15 protein-coding genes are annotated in these 21,850 nt (G+C 73.9%); 1 reads left to right on the top strand and 14 read right to left on the bottom strand.

The window, feature by feature from the left end:
• Positions 1-21 precede the first annotated feature (21 nt).
• Positions 22-1,176: a CoA transferase gene (locus ABKW28_RS08665; protein ID WP_348608326.1), complete on the top strand. Its 1,155-nt coding sequence runs from the start codon at positions 22-24 to the stop codon at positions 1,174-1,176.
• 7 nt (positions 1,177-1,183) lie between these two features.
• Here ABKW28_RS08665 and ABKW28_RS08660 read toward each other — a convergent pair whose 3' ends face one another.
• The 14 genes from ABKW28_RS08660 to ABKW28_RS08595 form a co-directional block, all read right to left on the bottom strand.
• The gene (locus ABKW28_RS08660; RefSeq protein ID WP_348608323.1) at positions 1,184-2,296 is read right to left on the bottom strand and encodes a ring-opening amidohydrolase; all 1,113 of its coding nucleotides are present in this window, start codon (positions 2,294-2,296) and stop codon (positions 1,184-1,186) included.
• A gap of 11 nt (positions 2,297-2,307) precedes the next feature.
• The gene (locus tag ABKW28_RS08655) at positions 2,308-3,249 is read right to left on the bottom strand and encodes a carbamate kinase (protein WP_348608320.1); all 942 of its coding nucleotides are present in this window, start codon (positions 3,247-3,249) and stop codon (positions 2,308-2,310) included.
• 113 nt (positions 3,250-3,362) lie between these two features.
• The gene (locus ABKW28_RS08650) at positions 3,363-6,341 is read right to left on the bottom strand and encodes a M14 family zinc carboxypeptidase (protein ID WP_348608317.1); all 2,979 of its coding nucleotides are present in this window, start codon (positions 6,339-6,341) and stop codon (positions 3,363-3,365) included.
• A gap of 168 nt (positions 6,342-6,509) precedes the next feature.
• Positions 6,510-8,492 carry a hydantoinase B/oxoprolinase family protein gene (locus ABKW28_RS08645; protein ID WP_348608314.1) on the bottom strand — a complete coding sequence of 661 codons (1,983 nt, stop codon included), beginning with the start codon at positions 8,490-8,492 and terminating at the stop codon, positions 6,510-6,512.
• On the bottom strand, positions 8,489-10,639 hold the full coding sequence (locus ABKW28_RS08640; protein ID WP_348608306.1) for a hydantoinase/oxoprolinase family protein: 2,151 nt from the start codon (positions 10,637-10,639) through the stop codon (positions 8,489-8,491). The genes ABKW28_RS08645 and ABKW28_RS08640 overlap by 4 nt, the downstream gene beginning before the upstream one ends.
• A gap of 85 nt (positions 10,640-10,724) precedes the next feature.
• Positions 10,725-11,432, bottom strand: coding sequence for a lysophospholipid acyltransferase family protein (locus ABKW28_RS08635; protein ID WP_307823064.1), 708 nt, complete (start codon positions 11,430-11,432; stop codon positions 10,725-10,727).
• Between the two features lie 42 nt (positions 11,433-11,474).
• Entirely contained in the window at positions 11,475-12,389 is a 915-nt protein-coding gene (locus ABKW28_RS08630; protein WP_348608303.1) for a sulfotransferase, read from the bottom strand.
• Between the two features lie 61 nt (positions 12,390-12,450).
• On the bottom strand, positions 12,451-13,998 hold the full coding sequence (locus ABKW28_RS08625) for a SpoIIE family protein phosphatase (protein ID WP_348608297.1): 1,548 nt from the start codon (positions 13,996-13,998) through the stop codon (positions 12,451-12,453).
• The gene (locus ABKW28_RS08620; RefSeq protein ID WP_348608294.1) at positions 13,991-15,427 is read right to left on the bottom strand and encodes an amidase; all 1,437 of its coding nucleotides are present in this window, start codon (positions 15,425-15,427) and stop codon (positions 13,991-13,993) included. The genes ABKW28_RS08625 and ABKW28_RS08620 overlap by 8 nt, the downstream gene beginning before the upstream one ends.
• A 7-nt stretch (positions 15,428-15,434) precedes the next feature.
• The gene (locus ABKW28_RS08615) at positions 15,435-16,079 is read right to left on the bottom strand and encodes a carbon monoxide dehydrogenase subunit G (protein ID WP_193667234.1); all 645 of its coding nucleotides are present in this window, start codon (positions 16,077-16,079) and stop codon (positions 15,435-15,437) included.
• A complete protein-coding gene (gene cutA / locus ABKW28_RS08610) occupies positions 16,076-18,490 on the bottom strand; it encodes an aerobic carbon-monoxide dehydrogenase large subunit (protein ID WP_348608291.1) in 2,415 nt (804 codons plus the stop codon). Before cutA ends, ABKW28_RS08615 begins: the two co-directional genes overlap by 4 nt.
• Positions 18,487-18,975, bottom strand: a complete 489-nt coding sequence (locus ABKW28_RS08605) for a (2Fe-2S)-binding protein (RefSeq protein ID WP_348608288.1) — start codon at positions 18,973-18,975, stop codon at positions 18,487-18,489. Before ABKW28_RS08605 ends, cutA begins: the two co-directional genes overlap by 4 nt.
• The gene (locus ABKW28_RS08600) at positions 18,972-19,877 is read right to left on the bottom strand and encodes an FAD binding domain-containing protein (RefSeq protein ID WP_348608285.1); all 906 of its coding nucleotides are present in this window, start codon (positions 19,875-19,877) and stop codon (positions 18,972-18,974) included. Before ABKW28_RS08600 ends, ABKW28_RS08605 begins: the two co-directional genes overlap by 4 nt.
• Before the next feature lie 7 nt (positions 19,878-19,884).
• A complete protein-coding gene (locus tag ABKW28_RS08595) occupies positions 19,885-21,318 on the bottom strand; it encodes a solute carrier family 23 protein (protein ID WP_348608282.1) in 1,434 nt (477 codons plus the stop codon).
• Positions 21,319-21,850 lie beyond the last annotated feature (532 nt).

The following is a 21,850-nucleotide window of genomic DNA, read 5'->3' as shown; positions in this document are numbered from 1 at the left end:
CCGGCGTGGCAGGCTCGGCGCATGGACGGCCCCCTGAGCGACGTGATCGTGATCGACCTGACCCGCGCGCTGGCCGGGCCGCACGCGGCGATGATGCTGGCCGACCAGGGTGCCCGGGTGATCAAGGTCGAGCCGCCCGCCGGCGACGACACCCGCGCCTGGGGACCGCCGTTCGTGGGACCCGACGAGGCGCGCGAGTCGACGTACTTCCTCTCCGCCAACCGCAACAAGGAGTCGGTGGTCCTCGACCTCAAGGACCCCGCGGACTCGCAGGTGCTGGCCCGCCTGGTCGAGCGGGCCGACGTGCTGATGGAGAACTACCGGGGCGGGGTGCTGGAGCGCCTGGGCTTCGGCACCGAGCGACTGCACGCGCTCAACCCGCGCCTGGTGGTGCTCTCGATCACCGGCTTCGGCCACGACGGCCCCGAGGCGCAGCGCGCCGGCTACGACCAGATCGCGCAGGGCGAGGGCGGGCTGATGTCGCTGACCGGCAGCGGGACCCCCACCAAGGTCGGGGTGCCGATCGCCGACCTGGTCGCCGGCATGAACGGCGCCTTCGGCGTGCTGGCCGCGCTGCACGAGCGCGAGCGCACCGGTCGCGGACGGGTCGTGCGCACCTCGCTGCTGGCCGGCATGGTGGGGGTGCACGCCTTCCAGGGCACCCGCTGGACCGTGGCCGGCGAGGTGCCGGGACCGGCCGGTGCCCACCACCCCTCGATCTCGCCCTACGGGCTCTTCGAGACCGGCACCGCGGCGATCCAGATCGCCTGCGGCTCCGAGGGGCTCTGGCGTGCCCTCTGCGCGGCGCTCGACCTCGACGCCACCGACCCCCGCTTCGCCACCAACGCCGACCGGGTGGCGCACCGCGACGCGCTGACCGGCCTGCTCGAGGCGCACTTCGCGACCGACCCCGCCGAGCACTGGCTCGAGGTGCTGGCCACCGCCGGGGTGCCCAGCGGCAAGGTGCGCACCCTCGACGACGTCTACTCCTGGGAGCAGACCCGCTCGCAGGGCCTGCTGCTCGACGTCGAGCACCCCACCCTGGGCCGCCTCCGGCTGCCGGGGTCGCCGCTGCGCTTCGACGACGCCGCCCACTCGGGCGGACGCTCCACGCACCTGCCCCCGCCACGGCTCGGCGAGCACACCGAGGCCGTCAAGGCCTGGCTCGACTCCTGATCGCGGCTCAGCCCAGGTCGACGATCGCCGCGACGGGCCCGCCGCCGTCGGGACCCTGGTGGGCGGCGGAGACGGAGACGAAGACGGCCGGGTCGCCGGTGACGGCGGCGGTGACCCCACCCACGGCGGCCTTGATCTGGCGGTGCCAGTGCACGTCGGAGTCGTCGAGCATCGCGTTGCGCCGACCGCGCACGGTGCCGTCCTGCGACGCCTCGCACTTGAGGAACAGGTTGACCAGGCGGCCGTCGAGGTCGCTGTGGTGCGGGCGCTCGGGCAGGTCGAGCCCGGCGTCGCGGATCGCCTCCCACAGCCCGTCGGCGTCGAGGGCGTCGCGCATCACCGAGTGGCCGATGCGGTAGCGGCCACCGACCCCGGCCGCGTTGCCGACCACCACCACCTGGGCGCGGTCGAGCTCGACGCCCGAGGAGCAGGAGGCCACCGAGGAGTAGAGCGAGCGGTCCTTGAGCACCTGCTCGTCGGCGGGCATCTCGATCTCTCCGAGGGCCACGGCGACGCCCAGCGCGGTGCCGCCGTTGGAGACGTCCATCGAGTAGAGCGTGTCCTCGGTGAACACGTCGTGGCCGCGCGCCTTGGCGTCGGCGATGGTGCTCAGCGTCAGCAGCGGGGTCTTGGTCTGCACGTAGTGCACGTCGGCGGGGTCGCTGATGCCGGCCCGCTCCATCGCCACCCGCACCGCGTCGGCGACCTTGGTGACCATCCCGGCCCGGCCGATCTCCTCGGGGGCCAGCACCTCGCTCATGGCGAAGCCGACCGTCAGCCGCTTCTCCTCGGGGTCCCGGGGCGGCTCGACGGCCCCCTCCGGAAGGGTCGCGAAGATCGTCGCGTGCGGGCTGATCACGCCGTCGGTGCCGCCGGACCACACGATCGGCACCTGGGCGACGGCCTCGGGCGCGGCGCCGCGCGCGACCAGCACCTCGCGGAAGGCACGGTCGGCGATGATGCGGGTGTAGTCGTTGACGCCGCCGTTGCCCTCGGTCTTGCCGATGATCGCGACGACGCGCGAGGCCTCGAGCACCCCCTCGTCGAGCAGCCTCTCCAGCTCGCTGGCGTCGGCGACGGAGTGGATCGGGACCTTGCGGACCTCGATGGCGTGCGGCATGGCGGTTCCTCTCAGGGACGGGTGGGTACGACGACGGTGCCGGCGCCGCCCTCGGCGGCGGGCACGAGGTGGGCGAGGTCGGTGATCGCGGCGTGCCGGCCCCCGGCCTCGACGAAGCGGCAGGCGGCCTCGACCTTGGGGCCCATCGAGCCGCTGGCGAAGTGGCCCTCGGCGGCGTGGGCGCGCAGCGCCCGGGTGTCGACCCGTCCCAGCGGGCGCGGGTCGGGGCCCTCGAAGCCGAGCACCGCGGCGGGCACGTCGGTGCCGATGACGAGCACGTCGGCGCCCAGGGCCCGGGCCAGCACGGCTGCGGCCAGGTCCTTGTCGACGACGGCCTCGACGCCGCGCAGGCTGCCGTCGGCCTCCCGCACCACCGGCACTCCCCCGCCGCCGGCGACCACGACGACGTACCCCGCGGCCGCGAGGGCGGCGGCCGCCGGCGCGTCGAGGACCTGCACCGGCTCGGGCGAGGCGACCACCCGGCGCCACCCGCGCTCGCCGCGGGGCTCCCAGGTCTCGCCGTGCTCGACGAGCACCCGGGCGTCGGTCTCGGGAAGGAAGCGGCCGATGGGCTTGGTGGGCCGCGCCCAGCAGGGGTCGTCGCGCTCGACCAGGGTGCGGGTGACCAGGGCTGCCGTCGGGGTGGAGAGGCCGTGCTCGGCCAGGGCCGCCTCGAGGGCGTTCACGAGCACGAAGCCGAGCGTGGCCTGGGTCTGCGCGCCGCACCAGTCGAGCGGCACCGGCGGCACCACGCTCGCCGCCAGCTCGTTCTTGACCAGCAGGTTGCCGACCTGGGGGCCGTTGCCGTGGGTGAGCAGCACCTGGTGGCCCGCGGCGACCAGGGCGGCCACGGCGGCGGCGGCCCCCCGGGCGGCGGCGATCTGGTCGCCGGGTCGCGCCGAGCCGTCGGGCCCGGTCATCGCGTTGCCGCCGAGCGCGACCAGGACCCTCATGCCCCGACCCTAGGGACGACGCCCGGGGCGGGCACCGTGCGTTGCCACCACGATGGACGGACCCGCCTGGCAGGAGTTGCCAAGCGGGTCCGTCGTCATCTGGTGCTCGGGGCTCAGCCCAGGCGCAGCACCACGGGGGCCGAGACGCTGCGCTTGGCGACGTCGTCGCCCTTGCGCACGGCCTTCAGCTTGTGGCGTCCCGTGCCGAGCTTCAGGGTCACCGTGACGGTGCCGTCGTCGCCGGGCTCGAGGGTGAGCACGTCGACGCGCTCGCCCCTGTCCTTGACGACCACGGTGCCGGTGCCGGGGGCCCCGTCGATCTCGACGCCGACGGTCACGACCGCCTTGCGCTTGTTCTTGGCCTCCGCCTCGAGCGTGGTCACCGAGTCGGGCCGGACCGCCTCGGGGGCCTCGACCGCCTCACCGGCCGGGGCGGCCCACATCAGTGCCCGGGCGGCCTGGCTGAGGCCGCCCTTGGGGTGGGTGCGGAAGAAGACCGAGGTGCCGAAGACCAGCGACTTGGCGCCCGTCTCGGCGTTCTCGGAGGAGACCACCGAGGCGTTGCCGGCCGCGGACTCGGGGCCGTTGGTCGCGTTGGTGGCGCGCCAGTGGCCGGCCAGGAACGGCTGCTCGGCGTCGTAGGCCTGCTCGACGGTGACGCCCTCACCGAGACCGGTGAAGGAGTAGGCCGGGTAGATGAAGGCGTGGTCCTGGGCGTAGGGCGCCAGCACCGAGCCGTCGGGGGTGTCGACGGCCACGATGCCGTTGCCGGATCCGTTGCCAGACACGAGCGTGCCGCTGAGCAGGCCGAAGGAGACAGCCGCCTCGAAGCCGCGGTTGGTGCGCCCGAGCAGCGCACCACCCTCGTCGACGAAGGACTGCACCGCCGCCCTGGCTGCCGAGCCGGCCGCGGGGTTGAAGGTGGAGGCCACCCACAGCACGTCGACGTCGTCCATCAGCGACGGGTCGGCCTCGAGCGTGCTCGAGGAGAGCTGCACGAGGTCGTCGAAGCCGAGCTCGGTCAGCGAGAGCCGGTCGTCCTGGGAGCCGACGTAGCCGATGGTCAGGTCGCTGAGCGCGGCGGTGGTCTCGTCGTCGAGGGCGTCGAGGTCGGCCGGGGTGGCGGCCTCGAGGACGATGCCGTGCTCGCGGGCCACGTCGGCGGCGGCGTCGAAGTCGTCGACACCGACGACGACCGAGCCGTCGGCCAGCATCGAGACCGGCACGCTGTCCTCGAGCAGCGAGTTCAGCGCCTGGAAGTCCACGACACCGGCGACGTCGAAGGTGGTGTGGCTCGGCGTCGAGGGCACGGAGGCGACGTCCGTGGGGGCGCTGACCGGGGTGGTGGCACCCAGGGGCGCGTCGCTGGTCAGGCCGACCTTGTCGACGTCGGCGCCCCAGAGGTAGGCGTAGCTCCACGCGGAGACGTCGTACATCGTCGGCAGCTTGCTGGAGATGTCGTCGCCGAGGTCGAGCAGGCTGTTGGCCAGCCCGCGCAGCGGCTGGTGCATGTCGACCACGTAGGAGCCGGCGGGGTAGGTCGTGCCACCGATCGTGGTGTCGGCGTCGAGGGTGCCGACCTCGATCTCGTGCAGCAGCAGCTGCTCGACCAGCGAGGTCGCGTCGCTCGTGGAGCGCTGGCCCTCGCCGACCGGGATCACGTAGGCGCGCGGCAGGGTCACCGGCTCCTGGTCGTCGGCGATGTCCCAGAGGTCCTTCCACTGCTCGGGGCCGGGCACCTCGGCGATGTTCTCGCCGGTCAGCGACACCTTGGGCTCGCCGGCCACGCCGCGGCGGAAGGTCTCGATCTGGTTCTCGAGCATCTCGCGGGCCGTAGTGGGGTCGTTGAGGTAGTCGACCATGCTCTCCAGGGTCTGCACGGCGACCGCGGTGTTGACCGCCGCACGCTCGGGGGTCTGGCGACCACCGCTGGCTCCCCGCGTCAGGGGCAGCTCGACCGTGGTCGTCGCCGCGCCGTAGAACGCGGCGTACTGGGCGGTGAAGATGGGCGGGAAGTCGTCCCACCCGGACGGGGTGTCGCGGTAGGGGATCTTGATGTGGGCGGTCGCCTCGTCGGTGATCTCCGTGACGATCTCGCCGGTCTCGACGTTGCGGTAGGTGTTGCCGGGGATCGCCGCGTCGACGACGTCCTGCTCGACCTTGAGCGCCATGGCGTAGTTGTGCGGCAGGATCAGGTCGAACTCGTAGTTCGAGCCGTGCGGCGGGCCGGCCGGCTCGATCTGCAGCACCCGGGTGTAGCCGTGGAAGTCGGCGGCGTAGAGCGCCTGGACGGCCTGGGCGGTGCGGATGAACGAGCGCGTCTCGGGGGTCTGGTTGGTGATCAGGTCGCGGTTGGGGTCCAGGCCCAGCGCGGTCGCCCGGGTGGCGCCGGTGCGCCCGTCGGGGTTGAGCGACGGGGAGAAGTAGAGCCGGTTGTTGCGCAGGATGCTGCCGACCTCCGACATCGGCGCGGTGGCCAGGTACTCGATGTACTGCATCGCAGCATCGGTGCCCTCCCACTCGTTGCCGTGGATGTTGTGGCTCATCCACACGGGGGTCTTGTACTGCGCGAGGAGCTCGGCGTCGTCAGCCGCGGCGGCCGGGTCGTTCTTGATGGCCTCGCGCCAGGCGGTCTGCTGGGCGGTGTCCTGCTCGCGCTCCGGGGCGGTCACGGTCACCAGGTAGAGGTCGCGGCCCTCGGTGGACTGGCCCACCACCTGGGCGGAGACCCGGTCGCTCCTCGCCATCAGCTCCATCAGCTTGGGTGCGATCTCCGGGTGGCCCATCAGCTCGGCGGTGTGCGCCGCGTCGTCGGGGTTGTCGCGGTAGAGGCGCAGCGCGGGCTGGTAGGGGTAGGAGGTCGGCATCTCGATCGGGTCGCCGGCGACGGCCGTCTCGGCGGCGCGCTGGACGATCTCCGCCTTGGTCGGCTCCTCGACCCGGGTGGCGCTGGCGGGGCCACGGCCGCTGCTCTGGTCGAAGCGGGGCGCCGACGTGGGGTCGGCCGCAGCAGGCAGGCCCGAGCCGGCCAGGGCGGTGGTGGCGGCGAGGGCCAGGCCCAGCGGGGCGACCAGCGCGCGTGTTGTCCTCACAGATGTGCTCATTTCTCTGACGGGGGACCCCACCCATCGGCGTCCCAGACCGTCACCCTGGCCGAAGATCGCCGCCTCTGGTGGGAGGAAACAGAAAATTAATGCATTGTCTCAGCAATCGACGAGATTACTTGCGCAATCGGCGGGCGGTGCGCTAGGGAGGGCTGATCATCCCAGGTCGGCTGGCGGCCCCACCAGGTCGACGTCGGCGTGCGCGGCCCCGCCGGCGAGCGAGGCGTAGCCGGGGCCCCGGTCGAAGAACGCCGGGCCCCGCGGTGGGCGCGCGGCGCGCTCGGCCCGCGTCGCGTCCGCGTCGTGGCCCAGCCGGTGACCGGGCTCGTCGAGCGACCCGGCCAGCACCACGCCGTACGCCGCCAGCGCGGCCTCGGGCGAGACCTTGCGCCAGACCACGTCGCGCACCACCAGCGCCGGGTCGCGCTCCAGCGGGTCGCCCCAGCCGCCGCCACCGGTGGTGCGGATGCGGATCACCTCGCCGGCGCGTACCGGCTCGGCGTCGGCCAGCGCGTCGACCTCGCGCTCGTGCGGGCCCCCGGGGTCGATGGTGACCTGGAACGGCGCGCCCGCGAGCCCGCCGCGGACCCCCCAGCAGGCGAGGATGGAGCGGTCGGCGATCGACATGAAGTGCGCGTCGCGCAGCATCCGCACGTGCTTCTCGTAGCCCAGCCCGCCGCGGAACCTCCCGGCGCCGCCGCTGTCGACGGCCAGCGAGAGCCGCTCGACCAGGAACGGGAAGCGGGCCTCGGTGAACTCGGTGGGCAGGTTGCGGGAGTCGGGCACGACGTGGATGGTGTCCTCGCCGTCGCCGTGCGGGCGCCCGCCCGAGCCGCCGCCCAGGACCTCGCGCATCAGGTAGGGACGGCCCTCGGCGTCGTCGCCGTAGACGCCGGTGTAGCGGATCGTCTCCTGGTCGGCGGGCATCTGGCCGTCCACCGCCTTGGCCACCGCCCCGGCGAGCACGCCCAGCAGGCGCAGGATGACGAAGGTGCGGGCGTTGGTCGGGGCCGGGAAGACCGGGGTGAGCAGGGTGCCCGGCTCGGGGAAGCGCATCTCGATGAGCGGCACCACGCCCTCGTTGACGTCGAGCTCGGCCATCCGCTCGGGCGTCGCGGCGAGGTTGCGCAGCACCGGGGCCAGCCACTTCTTCAAGAACACGCCGTCGGAGTAGTCGCCGCAGTGGTTGATCGGGCCCCGGGCCTGCGGGCCGGTGCCGTCGAAGTCGATGACCAGCCGCTCGCCGTCGGGGTCGTCGGCGGGGGTGCGGGTCAGGGTGATCCGCTGGGTGTGCAGCCGCGGCTCGTCGACGCCGTCGTGCTCGGCGTAGTCCTCCCACGTCCACGACCCGACGGGGATCCGGCCCAGGACCTCGCGGCGGTACGTCGTGGTGGTGCGGTCGATGATCGCGTCGAAGGCCGACTCCACGACCTCGACGCCGTAGCGGTCGAACAGCTCGCCCAGCCGACGGGCCCCCATCAGGCAGGCCGAGCACTCGGCGTCGAGGTCGGCGGCCAGCGACTCGGGCATCCGCGAGTTGCGGGTCATGATCGCCAGCGCCGCGCGGTTGGGCACCCCCGCGTCCCACAGCTTGATCGGCGGCACCATCAGGCCCTCCTCGAAGACGCTGGTCGCGCCCGAGGGCATCGAGCCCGGCACCGCTCCCCCGATGTCGTCGTGGTGGCCGAAGGCCTGCACGAACGCGACCACACGGGGGGCTCCGCCCCCCGTGGACCCCCCAGAGGCATCCGCGGAGGGTCCTCTGCTGAACACAGGAACGGTGACGCACAGGTCGGGCAGGTGCCCGATGCCGCCCTCGGAGCGGTAGACGTCGTTGTGGAAGAAGACGTCGCCCTCGCGCATCTGCTCGACCGGGAAGTCGCGCGCCACCGGGTGCACCAGCGCCGAGTAGGAGCGCCCGGTGAGCTTGCGCAGCAGCCGGTCGTGGATGCCGGCGCGGAAGTCGTGGGCGTCGCGGATCATCGGGCTGCGGCTGGTGCGGGCGATGGCGGTCTCGACCTCGGCCTCGACGCTGGCCAGCGTGCCCTGGACGATCTCGACGAGCACCGGGTCGGCGCTCGCCCCGTGGTCGGCGGTGAGGAAGCCGAAGGGGAAGTCGGTGGGTGCGCGGCGGCTCATCGGGTCCCCTCCCGGGTGACGACCAGGTTGAGGTGCTCGTCGACGCGGGCGTTGAAGCCCGGGTGCAGCGGCACGGTGGACCCGAACTCCTCCAGGACGGCCGGCCCGGTCACGACCGTGCCCGGGGCCAGGTCGGCGCGCTGGTGCACCGGGGTGTCGACGTACGCCGCGGCCGCGTCGAAGCACACCGGGCGCCGCCTCGACGCGACCGGGGCGGGCGGTGGCGGCTCGGGCACCGGGTGCCGCCGGATCTCGGGGCGCCGGATCGGGCCGATGCCCGAGACGCGCAGGTTGACCCACTCGACCTGCTGGGTGGGGTCGCCGGCGAAGTCGTAGCCGTAGAGCGCGCGGTGCTCGGCGTGGAAGCCGCGGGCCACCTCGTCGAGGGTCGTCTCGTCGACCGGGCCGTCGGGCACCGGCACCCGGACCTCGAAGGCCTGGCCGAAGTAGCGCAGGTCGGCGGTGCGCACGAAGCAGTGCTCGGTCTCGTCGAAGCCCTCGCCGCGCAGCGCCCGGGCGGCCCGGGCGGTGAGGTCGTCGAGGACCCGGGCCACGTCGCCCGCGGCCAGCTGCTCGGCCAGGCGCACGTGGGTCTGCACGTAGTCGTTCTTGACGTCGACGGTGAGCAGCCCGAAGGCCGAGACGTTGCCGGGGTCGGGCGGCACCAGCACCGTCTCGATGCCCAGCACGTCCATCAGCCGGCACAGCAGCAGCGACCCGGAGCCGCCGAACGTGGTGAGGGTGAAGTCGCGGACGTCGAGCCCGCGCTTGACGGTGACCTGGCGCAGCGCGTTGGCCTGGTTCCAGGCCGAGATCTCCAGGACCCCGCACGCACAGGCCTCGGGGCTGAGCCCGAGCAGCTCGGCCAGCGCCTCGACGCCGGCCCGGGCCGCGTCGACGTCGAGCGGGATCTCGCCGCCCAGGAGGTGGGGCGGGATGCGGCCGAGCACGACGTGGGCGTCGGTGATCGTCACCTCGCGCCCGCCCCGGCCGTAGCACAGCGGGCCCGGGTCGGCGCCCGCCGACTGCGGGCCGACCTTGAGCGTGCCCTCGGGCGAGAGCCAGGCGATCGAGCCGCCACCGGCCCCGACCGTCACGACGTCGATCATCGGGATCTTCGAGGGGTAGGCGCCCACCGAGCCCTCGGTCGTCAGGGTCGGCTCGCCGTCGATGACGACGGAGACGTCGGTGGAGGTGCCGCCGCCGTCGGAGGTCAGCACCCGGTCGAAACCGGCGACCTGGGCGATCATCGCGGCGCCGAGCGCACCGGCGGCCGGCCCCGACAGCACGGTGGTGATCGGCTGGTGCACGACCTCGTCGGCCGAGAGCACCCCGCCGTTGGACTTCATCACGTAGAACGGAAACGCACGGGGGGCTCCGCCCCCCGTGGACCCCCCGGACGACGACAGAGCCCGGGGGGCTCCGCCCCCCGTGGACCCCCCGAGGCCCCGCAGCCGCTCGGTGATGTTGGCGACGTACGCCGACAGGCGCGGCTTGACCGCCGCGTCGACGAGGGTCGTCATCGCCCGCTCGTACTCGCGGTACTCGCGCAGCACCTGGCTGGAGATCGACACGACCGCGTCGGGGTGCTCCTCGGCGAGCACCTCGCGCATCGCCTCCTCGTGGGCGGGGTCGGCGTAGGAGTGCAGGAAGCAGACCGCGAGGGTGTCGACGCCCCGCTCGCGGAACCACCGGGCGACCCGGCGCGCGCCCTCGGCGTCGAAGGGACGGACCTCGGCGCCGGTGTGGTCGAGCCGCCCGCCGACGCCCTTGACCAGGTCGCGCGGCACGATGCGGTCGGGCTTGACCCAGAAGTAGGAGTTGCCGTAGCCGTCGGGCACCGACTGGCGGGCGATCTCGAGCATCGCCTCGTAGCCCTCGGTGGTGATGAACCCCAGCCGCTCGACCTTGCCCTCGAGCAGCTGGTTGGTGGCCACCGTGGTGCCGTGGCTGACCGCGTCGACGTCGCCGGCGCCGCGGCCCAGCAGGGCCAGCACCTTGTCGATGCCCGCCAGGAAGCCGTCGGCGGGGTTGGCCGGGGTCGAGGGGGTCTTGGTGGTCACCACCTCCCCCGACACCTCGTCGAAGGCGACCACGTCGGTGAAGGTGCCACCGGTGTCGATGCCGATCCGGATGCTCCGCGTCACGCGCCGATTCAACCGGCGCCGCGCGCGCCCCGGCCACGGCGGAACCTGCCGACCGGGGGTGCGGGCGTTGGCAGGTCTTGCGCCCTCAGGCGCCGGGCGCCCGGTCGTTGTAGACGCCGGCCTCGTCCTGGCCGCTCAGGGCCGCGACGGCCGCCATCACCTCGTCGGTCAGCTCGCGGCGGGCCCGCCCGAGCGGGACGCCCTCGAAGCGGCCGCCGGCGCGCACCGGCGGCCCGAAGCGCACCGTGACCCGCACCGGCCGGGGCAGGCTCGAGCCGACGGGCTGGAGCCGGTCGGTGCCGACCAGGCCGACGGGCACCACGGGCACGCCCGCGGTCAGCGCGAGGTGCCCGACGCCGGTGCGGCCGCGGTAGAGCCGACCGTCGCGCGAGCGCGAGCCCTCGGGGTAGAGGCCGAAGGCCTCGCCGCGCGCCAGCACCTCGAGCGCGGTGTCGAGGCTGGCGATCGCGGCGCGCGGGTCGTCGCGGTCGACCGGCAGCATCCCCAGCCCCTCGAACCAGGCGCGCTGCGCGGCCCCGCGCAGGCCGGAACCGGTGAAGTAGTCGGACTTGGCCAGGAAGACGACCTTGCGCGGCACCACGACGGGGATGACCACCGAGTCGATGAAGGAGAGGTGGTTGCTGGCCAGCAGCACCCCGCCGGTGGCCGGCACGTGCTCGAGGCCCTCGACGTGCGGGCGCCACAGCGCCCGGGCCACCGGGGGCACGACCGCGTGCAGGGCCCGGTACATCCGGTCGCTGGGCTCGGTGGACGACGGCGCGGAGGGGGGCACGTGGTCAGTGTGCTGGTTACCGGCCGGTCCGCCGATCCGGCGTCAGAGGAGGCCGGCCTTGCGCCCGAGCTTCTCGGCGACGTCGCCGGGCGTGATCTCGTCGGCCAGCAGCCGGCTGGTCGTCCACCCGGAGGTGTCGAGGCCCGAGGCCTCGCTGAAGGCGCGGTGGTCGTCGGCGAAGCGGTCGCGCAGCACCGCGATGTCGTCGGCGGTCGGCGCGTCGGCCTCGAAGTCGGTCTGCGAGGCGCTGCGCGCCAGCGGCTCGAAGCGCTGCTTGTACGGCGGCAGCCCCAGGCGCGCCACCAGGTCCTCGGCGGTGTCGTGCTGGGCCCGGACCATCTGGTGGAAGTCGACCAGGTGCACCTGCTCGCGGGGGAAGATCGAGTGCACGCGGGCGAGCTGGGCGCCGTAGAAGCCGCGGGCGACCACGGTGCGGGTGCGCAGCGACTTGGCGTCCCAGCCCTCGGGGCGGCTGCCGACCCACGAGGGGTCGAAGTCGATGCGCACCGACTCGGCGAAGGTGATCCGCTCCTCGGCGGGCAGCCGGCGCGTCCAGTTCATCACCCAGTGCGAGAAGGCGCGCTCGATCGGGTCGCGGAAGCAGAAGATGAGCGGCACGTCGGGGTTCCAGGCGTGGATCCGCTCCAGCGCCCCGGGCCAGAAGAGGTACGACGGGGTCGCGTCGACGCCCATGGTCGCCTTCGAGCGCGCCGAGCGGACGGCGACCTGGTAGCCGCTGAAGTCGGGGCGCTCCCAGTCGAGGGAGTCGTCGTCGAAGAAGTGCCACTCCTTCTGCGGGGCGCGGGTGATGTGCTGGTGGCTGACCAGGACGCGGTAGAGCGTGCTGGTGGCGGCCTTCTGCACACCACCGAGGACCAGCCCGATCGGGACGGTGCCGTGGGGTGCCTCGCCGGTGGCCTGGGCGGCGCTGGGTGCGGTGATCGTGTGCCTCCTCACGGTGCGCCCGGGGTGCCTCCCGGACGGTTGGCGAGCATACGACAACCGCGCCGCCGGACGGTCAGGCGCGGGCCCGCAGCACCAGCAGCACCAGGTCGTCCTCGTGCTCGCCCACCGCGTCGAGCAGGTGGTCGCAGAGGTCCTCGGGGTCGGCGCCGCCCCAGCCGCTCACCGCCTCCACCAGCCAGGCCAGGCCGTCGGAGAGCCCGGCGTCGCGGCGCTCGACCAGGCCGTCGGTGTAGAGCAGCAGGGTGTCGCCGGGGCGCAGCCGCAGCCGGTGGTCGGCACGGGGGGTGTCGGGGTCGAGCCCCAGGAGCAGGTCGGGGACCTCCTCCAGCAGCTGCGCCGTCCCCTCGGCGGTCACCAGCACCGGCGGCGGGTGGCCGGCGTTGCTCCAGTGCAGCAGCTGGCCGTCGGGGCCGCCGTCCTCGACCACGGCCAGCACGGCGGTGGCGACCTCGTCGACGCCGAGGCCGGCCATCGCCCGGTCGAGGTCGCTGAGCACCCGGGCGGGCATCGCCAGCCGGGCGCTGTAGGCCACCCCGCGCGTGAGGTTGCGCAGCTGGCCCATGGCGGCCGCGGCGTCCTGGTCGTGGCCGGCGACGTCGCCCACCATCACCGCGAGCGCGCCGTCGGGCAGCACGTAGGCGTCGTACCAGTCGCCGCCGACCCGGGCCTTCTCGGCGGCGGGCTGGTAGCGCACCGCGACCTGCAGCGCGGGTCCGTGGGCGGGGCGGGTCAGCAGGCTGCGCTGCAGCGCCTCGGAGAGCTGACGGTCGCTCTCGCGCGCGGCGAGCAGCTCGAGCGACTGCTGCAGCGCCCCGGCCAGGGAGCGCAGGAAGTCGACGTACTCGCCGTCGAGCGCCAGGCGGTCGCTGAGCCGCAGCCGGAGGTGGTGCTGGGCCGCGCGGGGGTCCGGCGCGGGCAGGGCGATCCGGGCCAGGGTGCCCTGGCCGGGGCCACCGACGCTCTCGAGCACCACGGGGTCGGCCAGCGCGCCGCTGCAGACCACGACCTCGGGGAGGTCGCCGGGGTCCTCACGCAGCTCGCGCACCGCGAGGTCGACCAGCGCGGCGGCGCTCGAGACCCCGGCCAGCGCCTGGTCGAGGCGGGTCAGCACCTGCAGCCGGCGCCGGGCCACGACCTGGCGGGTCGTCTCGGTGACGATGTCGACGACGCCCTCGACCCGGCCCTCGGGGCCGCGCACGGGAGAGTAGGAGAAGGTGAAGTAGCACTCCTCGAGGAAGCCCGAGCGCTGGAGCGGCACCTCGGCGTCGACGACCCAGGTGGGGGCGGCGTCCTCGACGACCGAGCGCATCATCGGCCCGATCTGGTCCCAGGCCTCGGCGAAGACGTCCTGGGTGCGTCGGCCGAGCGCGGCGGGGTGCTTGTCGGCGATCAGCTGGACGAACGCCTCGTTGTAGAGCAGCACCAGGTCGGGGCCCCAGAAGAGCGCCATCGCGAACCGGGTCTCGAGGGCCAGGGCCAGGGTGCTGCGCAGCGCCGGGCTCCAGGTGCAGGGCTCGCCGAGACCGGTGGCCTCCCAGTCGATGCCGGCGTACGCCGCTCGCAGCGGGCCGGCGAGCTCGAAGAGCGGGTCCTCAGCCATGTCCGCCGGCCTCGGAGGCGGCCGCCGCCTCGAAGGCGGCCGCGACCTCGAGCAGGCGCCGGTCGCTGCCGTGCGGGCCCACCAGCTGCACCCCGACGGGCAGGCCGTCCGGCGTGCGGCCGGCCGGCACCGCGATCGCCGGGCACCCGGTGACGCTGACCAGGTAGGCCGATCGCATCCAGTCGAGGTAGGAGCCCATCGGTCGCCCGGCGACCTGGGTGGGGTACTCCTGCTCGGCGGGGAACGGCGCCACCTGCGAGACCGGCAGCACCAGCAGGTCGTGCTGGGTGAAGAACTGGCGCATCCGCTCGCCGAGGGTGGTGCGCTGGGTGTAGGCGCGTGCCACGTCGGTGCCGCTCAGCGGCGCGCCCGCCCGGATGTTGTCGGCGAGACTGGCCTTGAGCTCGCCCGGGTGCTCGGCGAGCAGCGGCCCGAGCTTGGCGTGCAGGTGCCAGGCGCGCAGGGTGCGGAAGGTGTCGTCGCCCTCGGCGAGGTCGGGGTGGGCGCCGTGCACCCGGGCGCCGTGGCGCGCCATCAGCCGCCCGGCCTGCTCGGTGACGACCGCGACCTCCTCGTCGACGGCGAAGGCGCCGCCGAGGTCGAGCGACCAGGCCACCCGCAGCCCGTGCAGGGCGCGGGGGGTGGGATCGAGCGGAGCCGCGAGGAGGTGCCCCGGGTCGCCCAGGGCCATCGGCGCACGGGGGTCGGGGCCGGCCATGACCGAGAGCAGCAGGGCGAGGTCGCCGACGTCGCGGGCCAGCGGTCCCCCGACCGACGTGGTCTCCCACTGGTTGTACAGCGGCCACTCGGGCACCCGGCCCAGGCTGGGGCGCATCCCGACGACGCCGCAGAACGAGGCGGGGTTGCGCAGCGAGCCGCCCATGTCGGAGCCGTCGGCGAGCGGCACCATGCCGCTGGCCAGCGCGGCCGCGGCCCCGCCGCTGGAGCCGCCGGCGCTGCGGCTGGGGTCGTGGGGGTTGCGGGTGGTGCCGAAGAGCCGGTTGAAGGTGTGCGACCCGGCGGCGAACTCCGGCACGTTGGTGCGCCCGACGACCACCACGCCGGCGCGGCGCACCCGCTCGACGAGCAGCTCGTCGTGCTGGGGCACGTGGTCGGCGAAGAGCCGGGAGCCGTAGGTGGTCGGCCAGCCGGCCACCGCGTGGGTGTCCTTGAAGGCGAAGGGCAGCCCGTGCAGCGGCCCCAGGGGCCCGCCGCGGGCCAGGTGCTGGTCGGCCGCGGCGGCCCCGGCCCGGGCCCGCCCGACGTCGAGGTTGACGACCGCGTTGAGCTCGGGGTTGCGCTCCTCGATGCGCTCCAGGTGCAGCTCGAGCAGCTCGCGGGCCGAGATCCGGCGGCTGCGCACGGCCGCCGCCATCGCCCGGGCGCTGGAGTGGACGCCCAGGTCGGGGGCGGGCTGCTGGCTGCTCACCCCCTGATCATGGCCGACGAGTCCAGCGTGCGCCCGCGAACACCCCCAGGAGCACCAGTCCGGCTCCGGTCGCGACGCCCTGCCAGAAGGCGTTGCCCGCGGCGAACGCGTCCGGGCCCGGGCCGGTGGTCGTGTAGACGGTGCCCGGCTGCTCGCGCTCGGCGGCGCCGGCGACGCTCGGTGCGACCGCGGCCGGGGTGGGGCCGCCGGCCAGCGCGGTCGCGACGTTGCCGAAGAACTCCCCCGCCATCCGCCGCGACACCGAGGTCAGCATCCGCTGGCCGACCCCGCCGACCATCCCGCCCACGGTGGCGTCGGCGTCGTAGGTGATCCGGGTGCCGCCGTCCGCGTCCTCGAAGCGCACCGCCACCCGCGCGTCCACGGTGCCCGGGGCGCCCGCGCCCTGCAGGTGCATGGTCAGCGACTCGTGCTCGACGAGGTCGCGCAGGGTGCAGGTGCCGTCGTAGGTGCCCTTGATGGCGGCCACGCCCGCGTTGACGGTCATGGCGTAGGCGTGCTCGCCGTCGGCGCCGGCGAGACGCTCGAGGCGGGAGCAGCCCGGGATGGTGCCCACGAGCACGACCGGGTCGAGCAGGGCCTCCCACACCCGCGCCACCGGCTGCGCCACCAGGTGCTCTGCGCTGATCCTCACGAGGGGTGCTCCTGTCGCTGGTGGGCGTTCCTGAGGTCGAAGAGGTCGGAGGGCGACATCGGCATCCGGGTGACCGGGATGCCCTCGGCGTCCTCGATCGCGGCCGCGAAGACCGCGGCCGAGGGGATCACCCCGGCCTCGCCGGCGCCCTTGATGCCCAGGGGGTTGAGCGGGCTCGGGGTCTCCTGGTGGTCGATCGCGATCCCGTCGGGGACCTCGGTGACGTAGGGCATCAGGAAGTCCATGAAGGAGGCGTTGAGCAGCTGGCCCGACTCGTCGTAGGCCATCCGCTCGTAGAGCGCGCCCGCGACCCCCTGGGCCACGCCGCCGTGGATCTGCCCCTCCACGATCATGGGATTGATGAGCGTGCCGCAGTCGTGCACGACGGCGTAGGTCAGCACGCGGATCTCGGCGGTGTCGGGGTCGGTCTCGACGACCACGGCGTGGATGCCTGAGGCGAAGGTGGCCCGCTCGGGGCTGTAGAAGTCCTTGCCCTCCAGGCCCGGCTCGTCGTCCTCGGCGACCGGCGGCCGGCCGGGGTCGCCGACGGAGAACTGGGTGGCGGCCTTGGATGCCTCGTCGAAGGCGTAGCGCAGCGGGTTGGAGAGCACCGCGACGGTGCCGAGGTCGATGGCCGAGCCGGGCGAGCCCTTGACCCGCACGCTGCCCTCGACGATCTCGAGGTCGGCCTCGTCGGCCTCGAGCGCGTCGGCGGCGATGCGCAGCGCCTTCTCCTTGGTGCGCCTGGCGGCCAGGTGGATCGCCGAGCCGCTCATCACCGCGGCGCGCGAGGCGAAGGTGCCCACGGCGTACGGCATCCGGCGGGTGTCGCCGGTGACGACCTCGACGTCCTCGAAGCGGCAGCCGAGCTCGTCGGCGACGAGCTGGGCGAAGACGGTCTGGTGGCCCTGGCCCTGGGTGGTCAGGCCGGTGGCGACCTTGACCTTGCCGCTGGTCTCGACGTGCACGTGGGCGCCCTCGTAGGGACCCACCCCGGTGCCCTCGACGTAGCAGGCCAGGCCGATGCCGACCCGGCGCCCCTGGGTCGCCATCTCGGCCCGGAAGGTCTCGAAGTCGTCCCAGCCCACCAGCGCCTTGGCCTTCTCGAGCAGCGCCGGGTAGTCGCCGGAGTCGTACTCGAGCTCACGACCGTCCTGGAAGACCAGGCCCTGGTCGTAGGGGAACTCGTCGGGCTGGATGAAGTTGGCGGCGCGCACCTCGGTGCGGTCGCGGCCCAGGTGGGCGGCGATCGCGTCCATGGTGCGCTCCATCGCGTAGCAGCCCTGCGGGCGCCCGGCGCCGCGGTAGGGCGTGACCATCGTGGTGTTGGTGTAGAGCGACTCGAAGACCACCCGGTAGAGCTCGGGCTTGTAAGGCCCCAGCAGCTGGGTGCTGGTGATGATCGGCACGATCAGCCCGTACGGCGTGTAGGCGCCGTGGTCGTGCCAGAGCTCCACGTCGAGGGCCAGCAGCCGCCCGTCGTCGTCGAAGCCGACCTCGACGTGCTGGAGCTGGCCGCGCTCGTGGGCGGAGGCCACGAAGTGCTCGCGGCGGTCCTCGGTGAACTTCACGACCCGGCCCAGCGCACGCGCGGCCGCCGGCACCAGCAGCTCCTCGGGCCACGGGTGGTTGATCTTGACCCCGAACCCGCCGCCGACGTCGGGGGTGATCACGTCGACCTGGCCCAGGTCGAGGCCCAGCCTGGCGGCCACCGCGGCCCGCACGCCGGTGGAGGTCTGGGTCGAGGTCCACACCTGCAGCCGGTCGGAGTCGGGGTCCCAGCGCGCGACCGTGCCGCGGCCCTCGAGCGGGGTGCACGCCGAGCGCTCGACCTCGAGGTCGAGGCTGAGCCGGTGGGGCGCGGCGTCGAGGGCGGCGGCCATCGTCCGCGCGTCGGCGGTGCCCTGCTCGAGACGGGCGCCGACGTTGCCGGGCACGTCGTCGTGCACCAGCCGCTCACCGGCGCGGGCCTGCTCGAGACCGACCACCGGGGGCAGCACCTCCCAGGTCACCCGGATCCGCTCGACGGCGTCCTCGGCGACGTAGCGGTCGTCGGCGACCACGAACGCGACCGCCTCGCCCACGTGGTTGACCTCCTCGCGGGCCAGCGCGTGCTGGGTGCGTCCGTGGGTCAGCGCCGGGTGCGGGATCAGCAGCGGCAGCGGGTCGGCCAGTGGCGCCGACAGCGCCGCGAGGTCCTCGTGGGTCCAGACCAGGTGCACCCCCTCGAGGTCGAGCACGGCGTCGACGTCGATGTCGACGATGCGTGCGTGGGCGTGCGGGCTGCGCAGCACGGCGGCGTGCAGGGTGCCCGGGCCGACCAGCACGTCGTCGACGAAGCGACCGGTGCCGGTGAGCAGGCGCCGGTCCTCGGTGCGCTGCACCGGCGTGCCCGTCAGCCGCGTCGTCATGCCCGCTCCCGGGCCAGCTCGGCCGCGCGCTCCACCGAGCGCACGATGTTCTGGTAGCCCGTGCAGCGGCACAGGTTGCCCGCGACCATCTCGCGGGCCTCCTCGTGGGAGGGGTCGGGGTTGTCGCGCAGGCCCGCGGTGACCGTGGTCAGGAAGCCCGGCGTGCAGAAGCCGCACTGCAGGCCGTGGCACTGGGCGAAGCCCTCCTGCACCGCGCTCAGGGTGCCGTCGGGGCCGGCGAGCCCCTCGACGGTGGTGATCTCGTGGCCGTCGACGGTGACCGCCAGCAGCAGGCAGGCCCGCACCGGGCGCCCGTCGAGCAGCACGGTGCAGGCGCCGCACACCCCGTGCTCGCAGCCGACGTGGGTGCCGGTCAGCCCGAGGTCGTGGCGCAGCGCGTCGCTGAGCAGGCGCCGGGCGGGCACCCGCGCGTCGTACGTCGTGCCGTTGACCACGAGGTGGACCTCGTGGAGCTCCTCGCTCATGTCGCGCTCCCCTCCCCGCGGTCGCCGGCGTGCCGCACGGCCTCCCGCACGACCCGGATGGTCAGGACCCGGGCGAGGTGGGCACGGTACTGCGCGGTGGCGTGGATGTCGCCGCACGGCGAGAGCGCGGAGAGCGCCAGGTCGGCGGCGGCGTCGAGGTGCGCGCCGTCGGTCCCGTCGGTCCCGTCGGCCAGCGCCGGCAGCAGGTCGACGACGGTGGGGGTGTCGTCGACCGCGAGGTACGCAGCGCGCGCCTCGACGACGTACCCGTCGACGAGGCGGACCAGCGCTGCCACGCCGCACAGCGCGTAGTCGCCCTGGCGGCGCGAGATCTCGGCGAACCCGGCGCCCTGGCCGGCAGCCAGCGCGGGGAACCACGCGGAGGTGGCGATCTCGTCGTGGGCCAGCGAGCTCTCCAGCGGGCCGACGACGAGGTCGGCGCCGGCCACGGTGCGGGCACCCCGGGTGGAGAGCACCTCGACGGAGCCGCCGAGCAGCGCCAGCACCGCCGGCATCTCGGCCGCCGCGTCGGCGTGCACCAGCGAGCCGACGGTGGTGCCGCGGTTGCGGATCGGGGCGTGGGCGACGTGGCTCAGCGCCATCCGCAGCAGTGGCTGAGCCCTGGCCGCGCCGTCGTGGGCGAGCAGGTCGGCATGGCGCACCAGCGCCCCGACCCGCACTCCCCCGTCGGTCCGGTCGGTCCCGTCGAGCACCTCGACCTCGGCCAGCCCGGGGAGCGCGTTGATGTCGACGAGGCTGCTGGGCGCGGCGAGCCGCATCGACAGCAGCGGCACCAGGCTCTGCCCGCCCGCCAGCACCTTGGCCTCCGGGTCGTCCGCCAGCGCCCGGCAGGCCTCCTCGAGGCTGCTGGGTCGCACGTAGCCGACGGGGGCGGGCTTCACGTCGGGCTCACCCGCGGTGCCTGCCCTCGGGGTCGGGGTGGGCCTGGGGGCCGTCGTGGTGCACGCCCTCGGTGCCGACCGAGAGCATCGTGCCGTCGGGCTCGGGCGGGGCGATGGCCCGGGCCAGGTGGTAGCCCGCGACGATGATGATGGTGCCGGCGGCGATGCCGCCGAGGGTGAAGTCGTCGGTGACCGGGAAGAACTGGTCGGTGCCCAGGCCGATGCCCATCACCAGGCCCGCCGCGACAGGGACGAGGTTGACCGGGTTGCCGAAGTCGACCCCGTTCTCCTTCCAGATCTTCGCGCCGAGCAGGCCGATCATCCCGTAGAGCACCAGGGTGATGCCGCCCAGCACGGCAGCGGGGGTGGCGTTGACGATCGCCCCGAACTTGGGGACCAGGCCGAGCAGGATCGCGGTCACCGCGGCCACGTAGTAGGCGGCCGTGGAGTAGACCCGGGTCGTGGCCATCACGCCGATGTTCTCGGCGTACGTCGTGGTCGGCGAGCCGCCGATCGAGGTGGCGATCACCGTGGCGACGCCGTCGGCGCCGACCGCGCGGCCCATCTCGGGGTCGAGGTCGCGCCCGGTCATCTCGGCGACGGCCTTGACGTGCCCGACGTTCTCGGCGACCAGCGCGATGACGGCGGGGATGACCAGGAGCGTGAAGGTGATGGAGAAGGAGGGCAGGTGCCAGCCGACCGCGTCGGAGGTCGTCTCGGGCGGGAAGCCGAACCAGTCGGCCGAGGAGACCAGCGACCAGTCGACGCGGTCGTGCTCGACGGCCTCGCCCTGGGAAGCGGGGGTGACAGAGGTGATCGGGCCGAGCGTGAGGTCGGCGAGCCAGGAGACGACGTACCCGAAGATCAGGCCGAGGAAGATCGCGATCCGCCCCAGGAAGCCGCGCAGCCCCACGGCCATCACGATCACCGCGGTCATCGTCAGCAGGGCGATCCAGTAGTCGGCCGGCATGTAGGTCGAGGTGGCGACCGGGGCCAGGTTGAACCCGATGAGCAGCACGACGGCGCCGGTGACCACCGGCGGCAGCACGGCGTTGACCGCGCCGGTGCCGGCCACGTGGATGAGCAGACCGACCAGCGCCAGGATCACGCCGGAGACGAGGATCGCGCCGGTGACGTCGGAGGGGCCGCCGCCCTGGTTGTAGATCGCGGCCGCGCCGCCCACGAACGAGGCGCTGGTGCCCAGGTAGCTGGGCACCTTGTTGCGCACGATCAGCAGGAAGCAGATCGTCGCGATGCCGCTCATCATGATCGCGAGGTTGGCGTTGAGCCCCATGATGAGCGGGAAGACGAAGGTCGCGCCGAACATCGCCACGACGTGCTGGGCACCGATCCCGGCGGTGCGTCCCCAGTCGAGCCGCTCGTCGGGTGCCACCGCCTCGCCCTGCCCGGGCTTGACCACGGTCCACCTGAACATCGACATCACGTCACCTCTGTTCCTCCGGCCCGCCCGCTGCGAGGGACCTCAACCTAGTGAGACCTCACCGCCGGTCTCGTCGGCAAGTCTCGCCGAAGGCGGCCCCCGATGGACGGCAATCGCTGGCACACGGGCGTGCCGAGCCGCTGTCGGCCAGCAGCAACGGCGCGCGTCAGCGCCGTTGGTCGAGCAGGGAGGAGCGCCAGCGACGAGCGACGCCGAGACCCCGTGAGCTGCCCGCTCGTCGCAGGCCGTCGAGTCGCGGGGGTTTCGAGACGGTTGCTGCGCAACCTCCTCAACCAACGGACGCGCGGCAGCACCGTTGGTCGAGCAGGGAGGAGCGCCAGCGACGAGCGACGCCGAGACCCGGTGAGGTGCCTGCCCACGGCAACCACTCGCCGTACGCCACGGGCTCACCGGGTTTCGAGACGGTTGCTGCGCAACCTCCTCAACCAACGACGCCGTTGGTCGAGCAGGGAGGAGCGCCAGCGACGAGCGACGCCGAGACCCGGTGAGGTGCCTGCCCACGGCAACCACT

This window comes from Nocardioides sp. 31GB23 (assembly GCF_040012395.1).
Classification (GTDB): Bacteria; Actinomycetota; Actinomycetes; order Propionibacteriales; family Nocardioidaceae; genus Nocardioides; species Nocardioides salarius.
This window is presented reverse-complemented; position numbering and strand designations above follow the sequence as displayed.